We start from the raw sequence: 16,652 nt of genomic DNA on the forward strand, positions 1-16,652 counted from the left end.
GGAAGGTACACGCCGGGGAAGGGATCGGTACCGTTGGGTGGTGTGCTTATCTTCCGGGCATGTCCGCCACGACCAACACCTCCGCACCGCTCGAGGAGCTCGCCTGGCGCGAGCTGCTGCACCAGCACACCGACGGCCTGCCGGCCGCCTTCGCCGCGGGGCAGGTCACCGCCTACGTGGGATTCGATCCGACCGCGTCGAGCCTGCACGTGGGCAACCTGGTGCCGATCATGGGGCTGGTGCACCTGCAGCGCGCGGGACACCGCCCCATGGCGCTGGTGGGGGGCGGCACCGGGATGATCGGTGATCCCAGCGGACGCAGCAGCGAACGCAACCTGCAGGATCTCGACACCATCCGCGCCAACGCGGAGGCGATCCGGCGGCAGCTCGCCAAGTTCCTTGATTTCGAGGGACCGAGTGCCGCCAGACTCGTGAACAATGCCGATTGGCTGTGCTCCCTTTCGCTCATCGAGTTCCTGCGCGACACGGGCAAGCACTTCTCGGTGAATTACATGATGGCCAAGGATTCGGTGAAGAGCCGGCTGGAAAACGGCATCTCGTACACCGAGTTCACCTACATGCTCCTGCAGGCGTTCGACTATCTCGAGCTGCACCGCCGCGAGGGGGTGACGCTGCAGATGGGGGGGAGCGACCAATGGGGCAACATCACCGCCGGCCTCGAACTCATCCGCAAGGCGCAGGGTGGGGACGCCCATGCGCTCACCTTCCCGCTCATCACCAATGCCGACGGCACGAAGTTCGGCAAGAGCACCGGTGGCGGGTCGGTGTGGCTCGATGCGGAGCGCACGTCACCGTACCAGTTCTACCAGTTCTGGATGGGCGCCGACGACCGGGATGTCTCCCGCTACCTGCGGTTCTACACGCTGATGTCGCGCGAGGAGATCGAGGCGCTCGACGAGGCGGTACGCAGCGATCCGGGGAAGCGTGCCGCGCAGCGGGCACTCGCGTACGACGTGACGGCACGCGTGCACAGCCCCGATGCGGCGCGGGCTGCCCAGGAAGTGTCGGCGTTGCTCTTCGAGCGGGCGGACCCGGCCGGCCTGTCGGACGCGGCCCTCACGGCGCTGCGATCAGAGATCCGGTTTGCCGCGTATGCGCCGGTCGCGCAGCCCGCCATGGACGAGGTGGATGTGCTGCATGCCCTGCAGTTGCTGGGCCTCGCGGATTCCCGCGGCGCCGCGAAACGTCTGCTCGAGCAGGGCGGGATCAGCGTGAACGGCGAGAAACTCGCCCAGCCCACGGTGCGTCACGATCGCCTGCTGCGTGGTCGACATCTGCTCATCAAGAAGGGACAACGCGAGTTCGGTCTGCTGCACGTGCCCTGAGCACCCCACCGGCGCCGCGCGCTCAGAACGCCGGTGTCAATCCGCCAAACGCCCGGCTGACGTTCACGAACCCCACCGCGCGGGCCAACGCCCGCGCCCCCAGATCCGTGGACACGAGCGTCGCATACGGCAGCAGCCCGTCGCGCAGCAGCGCCTGCACGGTGCGGTGCAGGACGAGGTGCCCCAGGCCAATGTGCCGGAACGCCGGCGAAACGAGCACCCGCAGGCGCGAGAGGCGTCCGATCGGCGCACCGGCCGTGGCGAGCGCCACGAGCACGCCGCCTCGCAGGGCTCCCACCCGCAACCGATCGGCGGGCGCCTCACGCTCGGGTGGCGGCGCAAAGGGGCGCCACTCCTCCGGCGACACATCGAAGCGCAGCGTCTCGAGCAACATGGGGGCGGGGCCGTAGACCAGCACGGCGTTGGCGTGCGGCTCTGCCGTGAGCGTCTGCGCATCCACCATCGCCAGCAACTCGTTCGCCCCGAGGACCTCGCCCGCCGGGAGGGGGGCAAGACGCCCCCCCGCTGCCACGCCGCGTGGCGCCAGGATACGCAGCGCCTCGGCGATGGTGCGCTCGGCGAGGGCGATGGGGGTGCGAAGAGAGGGAGGGCGCGACATCGGGTGTGGAGAAGACCAACCAATGGAATCTGGCGGTCAGGGCTTGCAAGTCCAGTGCCGACCCACATTTCCCTGGCCGCTAGGCGTCCAGCACCGCTACCACGCGGTCGATCTCGTCGAGGGTATTGTACACGTGCGGCGAGAGTCGAATGGCCCCCTCCCGCACGGTGAAGTGCACCTGGGCACTGGTCAACGCGGCCGCCATGGGCGCCAGCGCCACTGGCGCGAACGACACGACCCCCGCGCGACGCGCGGATTCGGCGGGGGTGATGAGGCGCACGTCGGCGCGTGATTGCGCCCATTGGGTGAGACGCCCGGTGAGCGTCTCGAGATGCGCGGCAATGGCCGGCACGCCCAACTCCAGCAAGAGCGCTGTCGCGGCGTTGGCCACGGCGAAGTCGTGGTAGGCCAGCGTCACGACTTCGAAGCGCCGCGCGTCGTCGAAGAAATCGAATTCGTACTCCGTGAGGCGGGTGTAATCGGTGCTGCGCTTCATGCACGCCCACCCCACGTCGTGCGGCTGCAGCGCCGTCACGAGCTCACGGCGCACATACACGAAACCGGTGCCCCACGGCCCCAGCTGCCATTTCTGGGCACCACTCGCGAACAGGTCCACGGGAATGGCGTGCAGGTCGAGTGGCCGCACGCCGCATCCCTGAATGCCGTCGACGATGAAGAACACCCCGCGCGCCCGGCAGGCGCGCCCGATGCGTGCGAGATCGGCGACGTACCCCGACGCGAACTGCACCCAGCTCACTACCACGGCCACCACATCCGACCGTTGCTCGATCGCCTGCACGAGCGCGTCCTCGTCGGGGAGCCCGTGGACCCGCGGAATGAGCTCGAGCGTCACCCCTCGCGAACCGAGCGCCTGAAAGGGATACACGCAGCTGGGGAACTCGCCATCGAACGCGAGGACCACCCCCGGGCGCAGTGGCAAGGCGCGGGCGGCGAGGTTGAGCCCATAAGTGGTGTTGGGCATGAGCGCGATCTCGTCGTGGTCGGCACCAACGAGCGCCGCGAACTGTTGCCGGGCGGTCGCGGCCGCCTCGAGCAGCGACGAAAACGGGATCGCGTGCGGCCGGGCGCGCCAGGCACTCCACCGCGCCGCCTCACGCACCGCGGCCTCCGGCATCGGTCCCACGGATGCCGCATTCAGGTAGATACCTGGATCATCGGCCATCCATGCGAACTGGGTCGCGCGAAGCGAGATAGTGTCGAGCATGGGGGGGGGGCGGAAGGACGAGAACGGACGACGGGGGAGGTCAGGCTGGCGTGAGTGACGGCCGACGGGTGCGGCGGGCCCCGCTGTCACCGGCCGCGCGTGCCAGCAGCAGGGCCGCGTCATCAACGAACGCCTCCCAGCCGAACTCCCGAGCTGCCCGGGCGGCGGCGGCATGCCCCACCGCGCGTTGGGCATTCACGTCCGCGAGGAGGCGCGCGAGCTCGGCTACGACCACGACCGTGTTGTCGGCCGAGACGTGGAGGCCGGTGGCCCCAGGCGTGACCAGCTCGGCAAAGGGGGCATCGACGGCTACGACGGTGGGCAACCGCTGCTGCATGGCCGCGAGCGTCGCGAGCGCCCCGAGGTCGCCCGGCGCCGTGATCCACGCGGCACGGGCGTGCCCCAGCTCATGCTGCAGCAGCGCCTCCACGGGCACGACCTCCACCGCAGCCGCCAGGTCGAGCGACGCGGCATGCACCCGCGTGCCTTGCAGCGCCGCGGGGGCGCCAACCAGCAGCACCCGCAAGTCCGGGCGACGGGTACGCAGATGCGCGAGCGCACGGAGGGCCGCCGCCGTGGCTTCGTCGTGCGACGCCCCGGGGACCAGCACCACGGCTGGCGCCGTCACCGGCAGCCGATGAATCGCGGTGGCATGCGCTGCCGTGTCAGCCACCCGTGGCGATGGCCACCCCAGCGCCAGGCGGGTGTCACCCCACGGCGTGATGGGAGTCCGGGCCCGTGCGAGACGCGCACGCCAGCGCAGCGTGGCGGACTTGGCCGCGCCACCAGCCGCGGGCGATCGAACCGCAGCCGTCCCCGTGCGCGGCACGTACTCGTCGGCCGTCACCCGGCGCACGATGCCACCGCGGGTGCCGATGGCGAAAGCCGCCAGCGCCGCATCGCCTTCGCTGCCCACCAGCAACGCGTCAGGGCGCAGCGCGTTGACGATCCCGCGCAGACTCCATGCCCGCCGCAGCCCACCGGCCCCGCTCACACTGCGCAGCGAGAGTCGTGGCCACCCCTGCTCCACCGCCCGTTCCGTGGCACTGCCGAGTGCGGTGACCATGGCCACCACATCCCCACCGGCGGCGAGCCCGGCCGCGAGTTGGGCCAGGAGCCGCGCTCCCGGCGTCCACTCGGGGGTGGAGGCCACGACCAACACGCGCATGATGGCTACCCGACCTCGGCGACTTCGTCGGTGGAGCGGCGATCGAACTGCAGCGCGTGCAGCCGCGCGTAGGGTCCGCCGCGCGCCAACAACGCGTCGTGTGCGCCTTCCTCCACGAGTCGGCCGCCATCGAGGACCAGAATGCGGTCGGCGTGCTGAATGGTCGCGAGCCGGTGGGCAATGACGAAGACCGTGCGCCCTTCGAGCAGCCGGTCAATGGCCTCCTGCACCAACCGTTCACTCTCCACATCGAGGGCCGACGTGGCCTCGTCGAGGATGAGAATGGGCGGATCCGATACGAGCGCGCGCGCGATGGCCACGCGCTGCCGTTGCCCACCCGACAGGCGGCTTCCGCGCTCACCGAGATTGGTGTCCCACCCCTCGGGCAAGGCCTCGATGAAGGCGAGCGCGTTCGCGGCCCGCGCCGCATCGTCGAGTTGCGCCTGCGTGGCGTCGGGGCGCCCGAAGGCCACGTTGGCGCGCACGGTGTCGTTGAAGAGGACCGTGTCCTGGCTCACGATGCCGGTGAGGGCGCGCAGGGCTCCGAGGCGAATCTCCCGCAGATCCACGCCATCGAGGGTAATGCGCCCCGCGGTGGGATCGAGAAAGCGGGGGAGCAGGTCCACCAGCGTGCTCTTGCCGGCGCCACTCGCCCCCACGAGCGCCACCACTTCGCCTTTCCGCGCGGTGAACGTGACATCCTGCAACGCCGCGGCACCGCCATCGTACTGGAACCCCACGCCGGAGAACGCGATCTCCCGCTCGAAGGTCGCCACATCCCGCGTCCCACGGTCGGTGGTCGTTTCCGCCGGTGCGTCGAGAATCTCGAACACGCGCTCGGCGCTGGCGAGCGACTGCTGGGCCGCGGCCGGCGTTTGCGACAGCTGCTTGAGCGGCTGCAGCAATCGCATGACCTGCACGAGGAACACCAGCAGCTCGGCGCCGGTGAGACTGCCCTCGACGAGCACCAGCTGCGCGCCGTACCAGAGGATGATGACGGCGGTGAGCGTGCCCAGGGTTTCGATGACCGGGCCCGAGAGCAACGCCAGACGTCCCACCTTCACGAAGCCGCGGGCGAAGGCATTGTTCTTCGCGGTGAAGCGTGCCTCTTCCCGCCCCTCGGCCCGGTACGACTTCACGAGGCGCACCCCGCTGACCACTTCCTGCACGAGGCTCGTCATCTCCCCCTGCTCGTTGCCCAGACGGCGGTATCCCTGCCGCAACTTGCGCAGGACCGGCTGAATGGCACCGATCGTGACGGGGGCGATGACCAGGGCCGCGAGCGACAGGCGCCACGACGTGGTGAACATGGCCACCAGCGTCGCCACCAGCTGCGCGCCGCTCCAGAGGGAGCGCGTGACCAGCTCGGTCACGACCGTCTTCGCGTTGCCCGTGTCGTTGAGCACGCGGGCAATGATCTGCCCCACCTTGTTGCGGGTGAACCACGGCAACGGCAGGCGCAGCAGATGCGCATAGAGCTGGTCGCGCAGGTCACGCACCACGAACTCCTGCAGCTTCACGCCCAACTGCCCCGACAGCCACACCAGCGTGTTCTTCAGCGTCACCGCCGCGATCACGATGAGCAGCACATTGCGCAGCGACCCCATGCGATCCCGCTCATCGAGCAGGAATCCGATCGTGGTGTCGAGCACGCGTCCGATCGTGCCGGTCGCCGGGATCAGCTGTTCGCTCTGGAAGAACGCGTTGAAGAACGGCACCAGCAACGTGAACGAGAACACGTCGGCGAAGGCGGCCAGCGCATTGAGCAGCACCACCAGCCCGAGCTTGCCCTTGTGCGGTCCCACGAACCGCCAGAGGCGGCGCCAGAGGACGGGCGCCGGTGTGCGGTGGGCCCCGGTGTCGGGCATCGTCAGCGCTTGGGCGTGAGCAGGGACACGGGGAGAATGCACTCCTCCGGTGTCACCCCGCCGTGCAGAAAGGAGCCGCGGTAGCGCCCCTGATACTCGCGCAGCTTGGTCGGATAGACGAAGAAGGTGTCCCCCGCGGCCATGAGCGTGTTGTTGCCCGGACCGCGATGCGGCAGGCGCAGGTCGTCGGGGTTGGCGAACAGCAGCGCCTGCTCCGGGCGCTCGGCGCGGAGATCCTCCCCGAACTTGTAGCGCAGGTTCGCCGTGGCATCACGCTTGGCGAAGACGGTTGCCGGCGTGTTGCAGTGCAGCGCCCCGTGGTCGCTGGTGACCACCACCGACACGTTGCGGCGCGAGGCTTCCTTGAGCAGCGTGAAGAGCGCCGACCGTTCGAACCACTGCCGCGTGAGCGCCCGCAGGGCGATCTCGTCGCGCGCCACCTCGTACAGGATCATGCTCTCCGAGCGGCCGTGCGTCAGCATGTCCACGAAGTTGAAGACGAAGGCATGCACGCCGTCGCCGGCGATGGCCGCCGGCAGGTGGCGCTCCAGGTCGTCGGAGTCGGTGGCCGTCGTGAGCTTCTGATAGCGCACCGGGGCGGCCACCTGCAGCTCATCGAGGTGCGCCACGAGCAGGTCCTTTTCGTGGGCGTTGAGCGTTTCGTCGTCGCGCTCCCCCCACCAGTCGGGAAAGCGCGCCGCGATCTCCCCCGGGAACAGGCCGCTGAACAGCGCATTGCGCGCGTACGGCGTGGCGGTGGGCAGGATGGAGTAGTAGTGCGTCGTTTCCACGTCGAACAGCGGGACCAGCAGCGGCTCCAACGCCCGCCACTGGTCCAGCCGCAGGCAATCGATGACGACGAAAACGACCTTGCGATCGCGCTGCAGCACCGGCAGCACGAACTCGGTGACGACATCGACGGAGAGGGGCGGACGATCGCCCTCGAGCTCCCGGAGCCAGCGGGGATACTCCGTGCGCATGAACTCCGCGAACGCGCGGTGCATGTCGGGATAGAGCCCCCGCAGCGACTCGTGCAGCCCCAGTTCGCCGGCGTCGGCGAGGTCCACGTCCCACTGCATGAGCTCCGCAAAGCGATCGATCCAGCCGCGCCAGTCGAGATTGGCGTAGCGCTCCGATTCGATGGCGCGGAAGCGCTCGACGAACGCGCGCGCCATGGCCTGCGAGCGGATGAGGGGGCCGTCGAGAATCTTCGTGATGACCGACAGCACCTGGCGCGGCGTCACCGGCTTCACGAGATAGTCACGGATGTTGGCGCCGATCGCCTCCTTGAGGGTGGCGTCTTCCTCGCTCTTCGTGACCATGACCACCGGCAGGGCGGGCGCCAACTCGCGGATGTCGCGATAGGCGTCGAGGCCACGCGTGCCCGGCATCTGCTCATCGAGCAGCACCAGGTCGTACGGGTGCCGGCGCAGCAGTTCGAGGGCGTCGTCGGCATTGGTCGCGGTGTGCACCACGTACCCCTTGTCGCCCAGGAGCAGGCGATGGGGTTCGAGCAAGTCCGCTTCGTCGTCCACCCAGAGGATGGTCTTTGCCGATGGCGCCATGGAGGAAAGATACACAGGGGGTGCCCCCGCCACGGCGTGCCGGTTCGTGCTAGAATTGGGTGTGCTGACCGATCCCCTCCCGTACGCACTGGACCCGCTTCGCTTCGGATTTCCCGCCCTGGCCTCCCTGGCGGGGCGCCTGCCGTTGGGTGGCGGGCGCGAAGTGGCGCTTGCGGCCCTGCTGTCCGCCCGTCTCGCCCATGGGCTCACACCGGGGAGCGCGCTGCCGGCATCCGACCGGGTGGCGCGCGCCTCGGGCGCCAAGATCTGGTTGGCGTCGTTGGCGCTCCCGGCCACCACGCGCGTGCCCTTCGCGCGGTGTGTCGAAGCCAGCACCGGCACCCCACTCCAGGCGGCGGGCGCCCTCCGCACCGTGGTCGCCGCCGCCGGGGCCCACCTCGATGGTCCGTCGGTACAGGAGTTGGAGCGCCTGGCCCGACTGCTGGCGGGCGGCTGACCGATGGCCGGTGATCACGACATTTCGCCGCTCACCCGCATCGTGGCGCGCGTGGATCGGACCGGCGAGGGGCAGGTGGATCCGGAGCTCGTCCCGACGCACTTCCCCTCCATCGATCGTCTCTTCGGCGGCGGGTTCCGGCGCGGCGATCTGATCGTGCTCGGGGGTGACGACAGCGCCGGGTCATCGGCGCTGGCCCTGGCCGTGGCGCTGCGCAGTGCCTCACGGGCGCTCATCGTCTCCACCGAGATGCAGCCGGAGCGCATCTACGAGCGGGCCCTTGCCATGTCCGCGCGGGTCTCCGTGGAGCACATGCGGCTCGGCGCCGTCGATGAGGCCGAGCGGGCCCGTCTGGCCGCGGCCGCCCTGTCCTTGCGTGATCGGGCCCCGGTGGTGGAAACGCTGCTCGATGGCGGAATCACCGCCATCGAACGCGCCGTGGAGGCCACCCCCGGCGCCGCCCTGGTCATCATCGACACGCTCGAAGGCACGCTGCAGCGCGACCACGGCCAGGCGGACGCCCTGGGCTTCGCGGTGCTCGCGCTCAAGCGCCTGGCGCTCTCGCGCCAGCTCGCCGTGCTGGTCACCGCGCACCTGCCCGCGCTCGATCGGACCCGGGCTGACCGACGCCCGCGGTTGGCCGATTTCGGCCTCGGTGGTGCCGTGGGCACGCACGCAGATGTGGTCCTGGGGCTCTTCCGCGAGGAGATGTACGAATTCGACCGCGGGGTGTCGGGAGCGGCAGAGCTGCTCGTGCTCAAGAATCGCGGCGGCGCGCGCACCTACGTGGACCTCTATTTCGACGCCCGCTTCGGCCGCTTCGAGGACGTGGCCGAGTAGCGGTCTCCTGTTAGATTGCCGGACGAACCACCACCAGTCCGAGGAGCAGATGGCCGGCCACAGCAAATGGAAGCAGATCAAGCACTACAAGGCGGCGACCGACAAGAAGCGCGGCGCCTTGTTCACCCGCCTGATTCGCGAAATCACCATGGCCGCCAAGCTGGGCGGCGGCGACCCGGCCGGCAACCCGCGCCTGCGCACGGCCATCGACAATGCGAAGGCGAGCTCGATGCCCAAGGACAACATCGAGCGGGCCATCAAGAAGGGAACGGGCGAGCTCGAGGGCGTGGACTACACCGAGGTGCTCTACGAAGCGTACGGCCCGGGCGGGGTGGCCATCATGATCCAGGCCGTCACCGACAACCCCACGCGTACGGTGGCCGACGTCCGCCACAAGCTCTCGCGCAATGGCGGCAACATGGGCACGAGCAATTCGGTGGCGTTCATGTTCGACCGCAAGGGCCAGATGACGGTGCCGGCGGACGGCGTCAACGAGGACGCGCTCATCGAGGCGGCCCTCGAAGCCGGGGCCGACGACGTCGCGAACGAGGGTGAGCTCTTTGTCGTCACGACCGAGCCCGCGGCGCTGCACGCCGTGAAGGAAGGGCTCGAGTCCCAGAAGTACAAGGTCGAAGACGCCGAGCTCGCCTGGGTGCCGAAGAACACGGTCAAGGTGGACGGCGACAATGCGGCGGCGCTGCTCAGGCTCCTGGAAGCGCTCGAAGAGCTCGACGACGTGCAGAAGGTCGACGCCAACTTCGAGATGGACGAAAGCGCCATGGCCGGCGCGTAGCCCGATGTGGCGTTCGTCATCTCCCCCGTGAGCACACCATGAAGCTGGTGCTCGGCATCGACCCGGGCACGGCGGTGACGGGGTATGGCGTGGTGTCACTCGAGGGACGCAGCACGGCCCTTGTGGAGTGCGGCGTGATTCGCACCAACGCGCGGGACCCGCTCCCGCAGCGATTGCACGAGGTGCATGAGGGGGTGCGCGAACTCATTGCCCGGCACCGCCCCGATACGCTGGCCATCGAAGACGTGTTCTACGCCCGGAACGTGCGCACCACCGTCGTCCTCGGGCATGCGCGGGGCGTCATTCTGCTCGCCGCGCAACAGGCGGCTCTCACGATCCACGAGTATCCGCCCGCGGCGATCAAGAAGGCCGTGACCGGGCGGGGGAGCGCCAGCAAGGAGCAGGTGCAGTTCATGGTCGGCCGGCTGTTGCGGCTCAAGCAGCCACCGCAACCGGCCGATGCGGCGGATGGGGTGGCTGCCGCGCTCTGCGCCTGTCTGTCGGTCACGCTGCCCTCGCTGCCGCCGCTCAACCTGCCGTCGCTCGCTTCGGTTCGCGAGGCCGCGCGCCCGCACATCACCCGCCGTCCCTCGGAGTCTCGCTCATGATCGCACTGGTTACCGGCACGCTGGTCACCCGCGAACTCGACCGCGTGGAAATCATGACGGCCGGTGGCGTAGGCTACGAGTGCCTCATTCCGCTGTCGGTGTTCGAAGGGCTGCCCGCTACGGGACAGCAGGTGACGCTGCACACCCATCTCTCCGTGCGCGAGGATGCCTGGCACCTCTACGGGTTCGCGCACCCCTATGAGCGTGCCGTCTTTCAGAAGCTGCTCGGCGCCAAGGGGGTTGGTCCCGCGCTCGCCCTCGGCATTCTCTCGGCGCTCACCCCCGAACGCGTCGTGCGGGCCCTGCGGGAGAAGGACGTCACCACACTCATGCGGGTCCCCCGCGTGGGACGCAAGAAGGCGGAACAGATCATTCTCGATCTCGCCGACAAGATCGACGTGGTAGGCAGCGGGCCGGCGTCGGGCGGGGCCGCCCCCGGTAATCCCGTGGCCGACGACGCCACGCGCGCTCTGGTAGCGCTCGGCTACAATCAGCCAGAAGCCGAGCGTGCGGTGCGGGCCGTCATGGAGAGCGGTGCCGCCGGCGACGTGAGCACCGTGGTGCGGGGCGCGCTGGGCAAGTTGACGGGGAAGTGAAGGCCGGGACTCACGTGACGGACGTGAGTCCCGGCCTGTCGGGGGGGTTCCCGAACATTTCCCGCTGCGGGGGGTCTCACACGCGTGATCTTCACCTTCCGCCCCCGGCCCGGTCTGCTCGTGACCCTCTCTGCGCTCGGTATTGCTGGTGGAACCGCCCTTCACGCGATCCCCGCGGCACCCGCGGGCAAGGGGCATGCGGCCTGCGCGGCCGCCAGCCCAGGGCGCGTGAGGTGGGTCCAGGGTCCGGCCAGTGACCGGGAGGAGCTCGACCGCTGGTGCGCCGGCGTCGGCCCGGCCGTCGTGGAGCGGTACGAGGCGCCCCTCGGGCAGCGCCCCACGTCGGCCCACGAACTTACGGTGGTGAGTTGGAACACCAACGTGGGCGGGGGTAATCTGCCCGGCTTCATCAGCGACCTGCGTGCGGGACGTTTCACGGGTGGCGACAGCGTCGAGCACTTCGTTCTGCTGTTGCAGGAAGTGTATCGGACCGGCCACGACGTACCACGCGGGGCGGCCATGCGGCCACGCCGGATTGCGCCACGGCCCGCTCAGGGCCAGCGGGCGGCGGTCGTCGAAGTGGCGCGGGACCATGGCCTGCACCTGTTCTATGTCCCGTCCATGGCGAATGGCTGGGCAGACGCGGACGGTGCCCGCGAAGACCGCGGCAACGCCATCGTATCCACGCTGCCGCTCGACGATCACACGGCCATCGAGCTGCCGTTCGAGGGGCAGCGGCGTGTAGCCGCAAGCGCAACCGTACGCTCCACCACGCCCGATGGACGGCCGCTGCCCGTGCGCGTCGTGAGCGTACACCTCGACAATCGCTCGATCCTGTCCCGGTTCCAACGCAGTTTCGGCAGCGGCCGTGCGCGACAAGCCGAGGCGCTCACGGCGGCGCTGGCGCGCGACTCGAACGCGCTGCCAACCGTGGTGGCTGGCGATCTCAACACGTGGGCCCCCTCGTCATGGGAACGTGCGGTCGCCGTGCTGCGTGCGCACTTCCCGCACGGCAATGCCACCAACGGCCCCACGTACGCCGGTCGCCCGCTGGGTGTGGGGCGCACCCTCGATCATATGCTGTTCCGCCTGCCCGTGGCCGAGGAGCAGGAGCGCGCCACATCCGGTCCGTCAGCCGCCACGCGGTTGCCGACGCCGTCCGCCCAGACGCCGGTGTTCGACCGACCCGTGTCGCGGCGGCTCGATGATGCGCACGGATCCGACCACTACCCGCTGATGACCCGTCTCACCCTCGCCGACGCGCGCTGACCGACGCGCGCTGACCGACGCGAACCGCGCACGGCGAACCGGTGTGCTGCGCGCCGTCTACATGAGATTGCGCATGAGTCGGGCCAGCAGCGTCATGCCACGCTCGTAGAGCCCGCGATGCGACAGCAGGCTCGGCGTGACCTCAACCGATTGCGCCAGATCACGCGCAAACTGCCCGGCCATGGCGTCGGCCAGCGCGTGGTCCTGTACCTGCAGCACGGCTTCGTCATTGATGCGCAGCGACAGGTTGTCGAGGTTGAGGCTGCCCACCGACACGAAGGTCTCGTCGACCAGAATCGTCTTCGCATGCATCATGGCCGGGCGATACTCGTAGATGCGCACGCCCCCGGCGAGCAGTTCGGAAAAGGTGCTGCGCGCGGCCCAATGGGAGAACGGGATATCGATCTTCCGGCTGGGCACGAGCACGCGCACATCCACACCGCGCCGCGCCGCGGCGACGAGCCATTCTCGCAGGCCGCGATTGGGTACGAAGTACGAGTTGGTGATGTACACGCGGCGGCGCGCCCCGGCGAGCGCGAGCGCCAGGAAGCGCTCCGGCACGGAGGTACCGAACGCCCGCTGCGTGAACATCACACCCGCCACCGCGCCCGATTCCGCGGCGGCTACCGGCACATCGGCGGGAAATTCACCCGTGAGCAGATCACCGGTGGCGTTGGCCCAGCCGATGGCGAACGCCCCGACCAGCTGCGACACGGCCGGCCCCGTGAAGCGCACGGCGGTCTCCCGCCACGACGGTTCACCGTCGTGGGAGATCCACTTGTCGGCAAAGCCGAAACCGCCCACGTAGCCCACGCGTCCATCGATGGTCACGATGCGCACGTGTGAGCGATGCATGGATTCGTGCATGGCCCACCAGCGCACGGGGCGCAACGTGGCGACACCGGCACCCGCGGCGCGCAGACTGTCCATCCACCCGCGGGTGAGCGCATTGCAGCCGAACCCGTCGCGCAGGAAGTACACCGCGACCCCGGCGCGGGCCCGTTCGGCGAGCCGGGTCTTGAGCCACTCCGTGACCGCACCGGGCTCGCAGTAGTAGTTCTGGACCGCAATGGACCGGGTCGCCGCGCGCAGGTCCTGATCGAGGCGCGCCATGGTCGCCGGGCCGTCCACCAGCAGGTCGACACGATGGCCGGGCTCCATGGTGGTCTGCGTGAACGCGGCGAGTGCCGTGCGGAAGCGTGGCGAGTCTGCGGCAGGTACGCTGTCCATGCCGATCGGCCGCAGCACGCGGATGTCGGTGGTGCCGAAGGTGTCGGCGAAGCGATGCCACGTTTGCGCAAGCGCAAACACGAGCGGAACGAAGAAGAACGCGACGGCGAGCAGGCGTGCCACCTGCTGTTGCCGTCGCGTTCGGGGGGGCAGCCGCTTCCACATGCGCGGTCAGGCGCGCGGCGACAGCCCGTCCACCAGACTCGTCCGGTACGCCTTCCACGCCGGCACGAAGCCGATCAGCATGCCGCTGATCATCACCATCGCGAGATAGCGGTACTCGGTGTCACCGAGGGCGCGCAGGGCGAGGTGGATACCGAAGCGCTGTTCGATTGGCGTCTGCGTGGCCGCCAGCCCGCCGTACACCAGCGCCACGCCGATCACGCAGCCCAGGAACGCCAGCAGCGTACTCTCGAGCACGAGCAACGCGAGAATGGTGCGCGGCCCCGCGCCCACGGCGCGGAGAATGGCCATCTCGCGCCGACGGGCCTCGAGCGACGAGTAGAGCGCCACCAGCATACCGGTGATGCTGATGGCCACGGCGAACATCGCGATCACCCGCAGTCCCACTTCGGCACTGCCGATGTTCTGCCACAGTTCGCCCAGTGCCACGCCGGGGATGATGGCGGTGAGGGGCTCCACCAGGTCCGTGTTCATCTCGCGCTGCAGCATGAGCGCTTCGAAGCGATTCTTGGTCCCCACGAAGAAGGCCGTGATCTGGTCATCGCCGTGATCATGCTCCGCCTCATCGGCCTGATCGGCGGCGCTCCGGTCGGCGGACGACGGCGCAGGCGTCACGCGCACCTTCGGTGCGGCGGGAGGCGGGGGGGGCTCGGCCCCGGGCATGGCCACCGGCGTCCCCGGCGGGGGTTCGGCGCCCGGCATGGCCAGGGGCGTCCCCGGGGGCGGTTCGGCACCCGGCATGACCAGGGGCGCACCGGGAGGCGGTTCGGCACCCGGCATGGCCATGGGCACGCCTGCCGGTGGTGCCTTCGGAATGCTCGCCGCGCGCTGCTTGTTGGCCTCGACGATCGCGCGATTCCGGTTCTCCGTTCCCGGCTCTCTCCCCCCTGCCGGCGGCACCGCGGCAGCCTCCGCCGGGGCTTCGCCCTCCTCGTGCATCGCCTCGATCCCTTCGAGCGTGACGTACACGGAGCGGTCGATGGGCGTGAAGGTGCGCGCCAGCACGCCCACGACGCGGAAGGGGTGTGCGTCGTGATTGCTGGTGCCGATGTCACGCAGACCGTGCGTCACGACGACCGGTGTCCCCACGGCGTACTGGAGCCGTGCGGCCACTTCACTGCCGATGACGACTTCCGTGTCGGCCTGCGCGGCGCGACCGGCGGCGAAGGTGATGCGCCCGTTGTTGCGGAACCGGTAGCGCGCGTAGAACTCGGTGCTGGTTCCCACGACGCGGAAGCCGCGATGGCTGTCGCCGAGGGCGTAGGGCACCACCCACTTGACGGCCGGGTGCTGCTGCCAGCGCTGCATCGTGCGCAGCTGCACGCTGCCGGCCGGGTTGCCGATGCCGAAGACCGTGCTGAGGAGTACCTGCAGCGAACCGCCGCGCGCGCCCACGATGAGATCGACGCCGCGAATGGTTCCGGCGAAGCTGTCCCGAACACCGGCGCGCACGGTTTCGATGCCCACCAGCAGCGTGACCGAGAGGGCAATGCTGGCCACGGTGAGCGCGGTGGTGAGCTTGCGGCTGCGCAACGAGGCCAGGGCCAGACGCAGAATGAGCATCATGGGCGCGGGTCCGCCGGTGGCGAGCGGAACGACGCCGTGGTGCGGCGCCCGTTCGTCGCCGCGGTATTGATCTCCCCCAGTTCCACGATGCGCGAGAAGAGCGGCATGAGCGTGTGGTCGTGGCTCACGAACACCAGGGTGGCCTGCGCCTTCTCGCAGGAGCGGAAGAGCAGCTCGAGGAACTGCTCGCGACGGTCGGTATCGAGCGCGCTGGTGGGCTCATCGGCGATCACCACCTCGGGGCTGCCGATGAGTGCGCGCGCGGCGGCGACCCGCTGCTGCTGCCCCACGCTCAGCTCGCCAATGGGCGTGTCGAGCAACCGGGCAATGTCGAGTTGCGAAGCCACGTCGCGCACGGCCGCGTCGAGCGTCTGCGCCCCCAGGCGTGCGCGCCGCGCCGGCTCGAGACGAATGGGCAGCAGGATGTTCTCCCGCACCGACAGGTACGGGATGAGATTGAACATCTGAAAGACGTACCCGAGATGGCGGGCGCGGAAGGCATCGCGCTCGCCGTTGGACATGCGGCTGAAGTCCTGCCCCAGCACCTGAACCTGACCGGCGGTCGCGCGCAACACGCCGGCAAGAAGGCCGAGCAGCGTGGTCTTGCCACTGCCGCTCGGCCCGTGCAGGAACACCGTTTCACCGCGCGCGATCGACAGATGATCGATCGCCAGCACATCCTGGCCCGCGCGATAGGCGAATCGGAGCTTCGACAGGTCGACGGCCCGCGCCGACGACGTCGGAGTGGTCATGCGGATGCGGGGCTACTTGGCGGAGTACGGCTCGACCTTCATCCCTTCCAGCGTGTAGCCGACGGTGCCGTACGGGCTCTCGACCGAGGCGATCTTGAGCGTGCCCGACATCCACACGGCGTCGAAGAGATTGAGCTTGACCGCCTTCTTGCCGCTCATCTCCACCATCACGATCTGGTTGGGCGGTGGCGGTGGCGTGTGCACGCAGGCGCCGTAGTAGGGAACGAGCAGGAACTCGGCCCCCTCTTCCTGAAAATCGTCGAGAGGCACCACGAAGCCGGGGATGCGCACCTGCTTCCCCTCGAGCTTGCGGAGCGTATCGGTGGCCTTGCCGTTGGTGTAGTCGAGGCCGGCGAGAACGCGCCAGTCGATGTTGACCGGCTGCTGCGAGGCCCCGACGGGCGAGGGCGTGTCGCTGGGGCGCGCCGGCGTGGTGATGGCCACCCGCTTGGCGACCGGTGGTACGCCGGGGCGGGTAAAGGCCGATCCCACCACCACCAGGGCAGCCAGACCAGCCACGGAAAGCAACGAATGGGTGCGACGCGTCATGTCAGTCTCGGGGGCAAA

The 16,652-nt window shown here is 69.4% G+C and carries 16 protein-coding genes; 7 read left to right on the plus strand and 9 right to left on the minus strand.

All coding sequences use genetic code 11. The features are described 5' to 3' along the window. The first annotated feature begins 59 nt into the window (after window positions 1-59). Entirely contained in the window at window positions 60-1,346 is a 1,287-nt protein-coding gene (gene tyrS / locus LW840_RS04360) for a tyrosine--tRNA ligase (RefSeq protein ID WP_291260039.1), read from the plus strand. 22 nt (window positions 1,347-1,368) lie between these two features. Here tyrS and LW840_RS04365 read toward each other — a convergent pair whose 3' ends face one another. The 5 genes from LW840_RS04365 to LW840_RS04385 form a co-directional block, all read right to left on the minus strand. Further along, a complete protein-coding gene (locus LW840_RS04365) occupies window positions 1,369-1,965 on the minus strand; it encodes a GNAT family N-acetyltransferase (protein WP_291268283.1) in 597 nt (198 codons plus the stop codon). A 79-nt stretch (window positions 1,966-2,044) separates the two neighbouring features. Continuing rightward, window positions 2,045-3,148 (minus strand): aminotransferase class V-fold PLP-dependent enzyme, encoded by a 1,104-nt coding sequence (locus LW840_RS04370; protein WP_291276480.1) that lies wholly within the window; start codon window positions 3,146-3,148, stop codon window positions 2,045-2,047. A gap of 82 nt (window positions 3,149-3,230) precedes the next feature. Next, a complete protein-coding gene (locus LW840_RS04375; RefSeq protein WP_291276481.1) occupies window positions 3,231-4,358 on the minus strand; it encodes a glycosyltransferase in 1,128 nt (375 codons plus the stop codon). Window positions 4,359-4,363: 5 nt separating this feature from the next. Beyond that, window positions 4,364-6,226, minus strand: a complete 1,863-nt coding sequence (locus LW840_RS04380) for an ABC transporter ATP-binding protein (protein ID WP_291268280.1) — start codon at window positions 6,224-6,226, stop codon at window positions 4,364-4,366. A gap of 2 nt (window positions 6,227-6,228) precedes the next feature. Beyond that, entirely contained in the window at window positions 6,229-7,791 is a 1,563-nt protein-coding gene (locus LW840_RS04385; protein WP_291260044.1) for a response regulator, read from the minus strand. A 61-nt stretch (window positions 7,792-7,852) separates the two neighbouring features. Here LW840_RS04385 and LW840_RS04390 point away from each other — a divergent pair, with 61 nt between their 5' ends. The 6 genes from LW840_RS04390 (at window position 7,853) to LW840_RS04415 (ending at window position 12,354) form a co-directional block, all read left to right on the plus strand. Beyond that, the gene (locus LW840_RS04390) at window positions 7,853-8,248 is read left to right on the plus strand and encodes a hypothetical protein (protein ID WP_291260045.1); all 396 of its coding nucleotides are present in this window, start codon (window positions 7,853-7,855) and stop codon (window positions 8,246-8,248) included. Between the two features lie 3 nt (window positions 8,249-8,251). Next, a complete protein-coding gene (locus LW840_RS04395) occupies window positions 8,252-9,088 on the plus strand; it encodes a DnaB-like helicase C-terminal domain-containing protein (RefSeq protein ID WP_291260046.1) in 837 nt (278 codons plus the stop codon). Between the two features lie 49 nt (window positions 9,089-9,137). After that, on the plus strand, window positions 9,138-9,881 hold the full coding sequence (locus LW840_RS04400; RefSeq protein ID WP_291260047.1) for a YebC/PmpR family DNA-binding transcriptional regulator: 744 nt from the start codon (window positions 9,138-9,140) through the stop codon (window positions 9,879-9,881). A gap of 38 nt (window positions 9,882-9,919) precedes the next feature. Further along, window positions 9,920-10,489: a crossover junction endodeoxyribonuclease RuvC gene (ruvC, locus tag LW840_RS04405; RefSeq protein ID WP_291260048.1), complete on the plus strand. Its 570-nt coding sequence runs from the start codon at window positions 9,920-9,922 to the stop codon at window positions 10,487-10,489. Further along, window positions 10,486-11,085, plus strand: a complete 600-nt coding sequence (ruvA, locus tag LW840_RS04410; protein ID WP_291268278.1) for a Holliday junction branch migration protein RuvA — start codon at window positions 10,486-10,488, stop codon at window positions 11,083-11,085. The genes ruvC and ruvA overlap by 4 nt, the downstream gene beginning before the upstream one ends. A gap of 228 nt (window positions 11,086-11,313) precedes the next feature. Further along, window positions 11,314-12,354, plus strand: a complete 1,041-nt coding sequence (locus tag LW840_RS04415) for an endonuclease/exonuclease/phosphatase family protein (protein ID WP_291270077.1) — start codon at window positions 11,314-11,316, stop codon at window positions 12,352-12,354. A 57-nt stretch (window positions 12,355-12,411) separates the two neighbouring features. Here the strand turns inward: LW840_RS04415 and LW840_RS04420 are convergent, their stop codons facing one another. The 4 genes from LW840_RS04420 to LW840_RS04435 are packed head-to-tail and all read right to left on the minus strand — an operon-like array spanning window position 12,412 to window position 16,634. Continuing rightward, window positions 12,412-13,707, minus strand: a complete 1,296-nt coding sequence (locus tag LW840_RS04420; RefSeq protein WP_291276482.1) for a phospholipase D-like domain-containing protein — start codon at window positions 13,705-13,707, stop codon at window positions 12,412-12,414. Window positions 13,708-13,755: 48 nt separating this feature from the next. Beyond that, on the minus strand, window positions 13,756-15,333 hold the full coding sequence (locus LW840_RS04425; protein ID WP_291276483.1) for an ABC transporter permease: 1,578 nt from the start codon (window positions 15,331-15,333) through the stop codon (window positions 13,756-13,758). Beyond that, window positions 15,330-16,085, minus strand: coding sequence for an ABC transporter ATP-binding protein (locus LW840_RS04430; protein WP_291260053.1), 756 nt, complete (start codon window positions 16,083-16,085; stop codon window positions 15,330-15,332). The genes LW840_RS04425 and LW840_RS04430 overlap by 4 nt, the downstream gene beginning before the upstream one ends. A gap of 12 nt (window positions 16,086-16,097) precedes the next feature. Next, window positions 16,098-16,634, minus strand: a complete 537-nt coding sequence (locus tag LW840_RS04435) for a DUF3299 domain-containing protein (protein ID WP_291276484.1) — start codon at window positions 16,632-16,634, stop codon at window positions 16,098-16,100. Window positions 16,635-16,652: the final 18 nt, after the last annotated feature.

The organism is Gemmatimonas sp. (assembly GCF_021298855.1).
In the GTDB taxonomy this organism is placed as follows: Bacteria; Gemmatimonadota; Gemmatimonadetes; order Gemmatimonadales; family Gemmatimonadaceae; genus Gemmatimonas.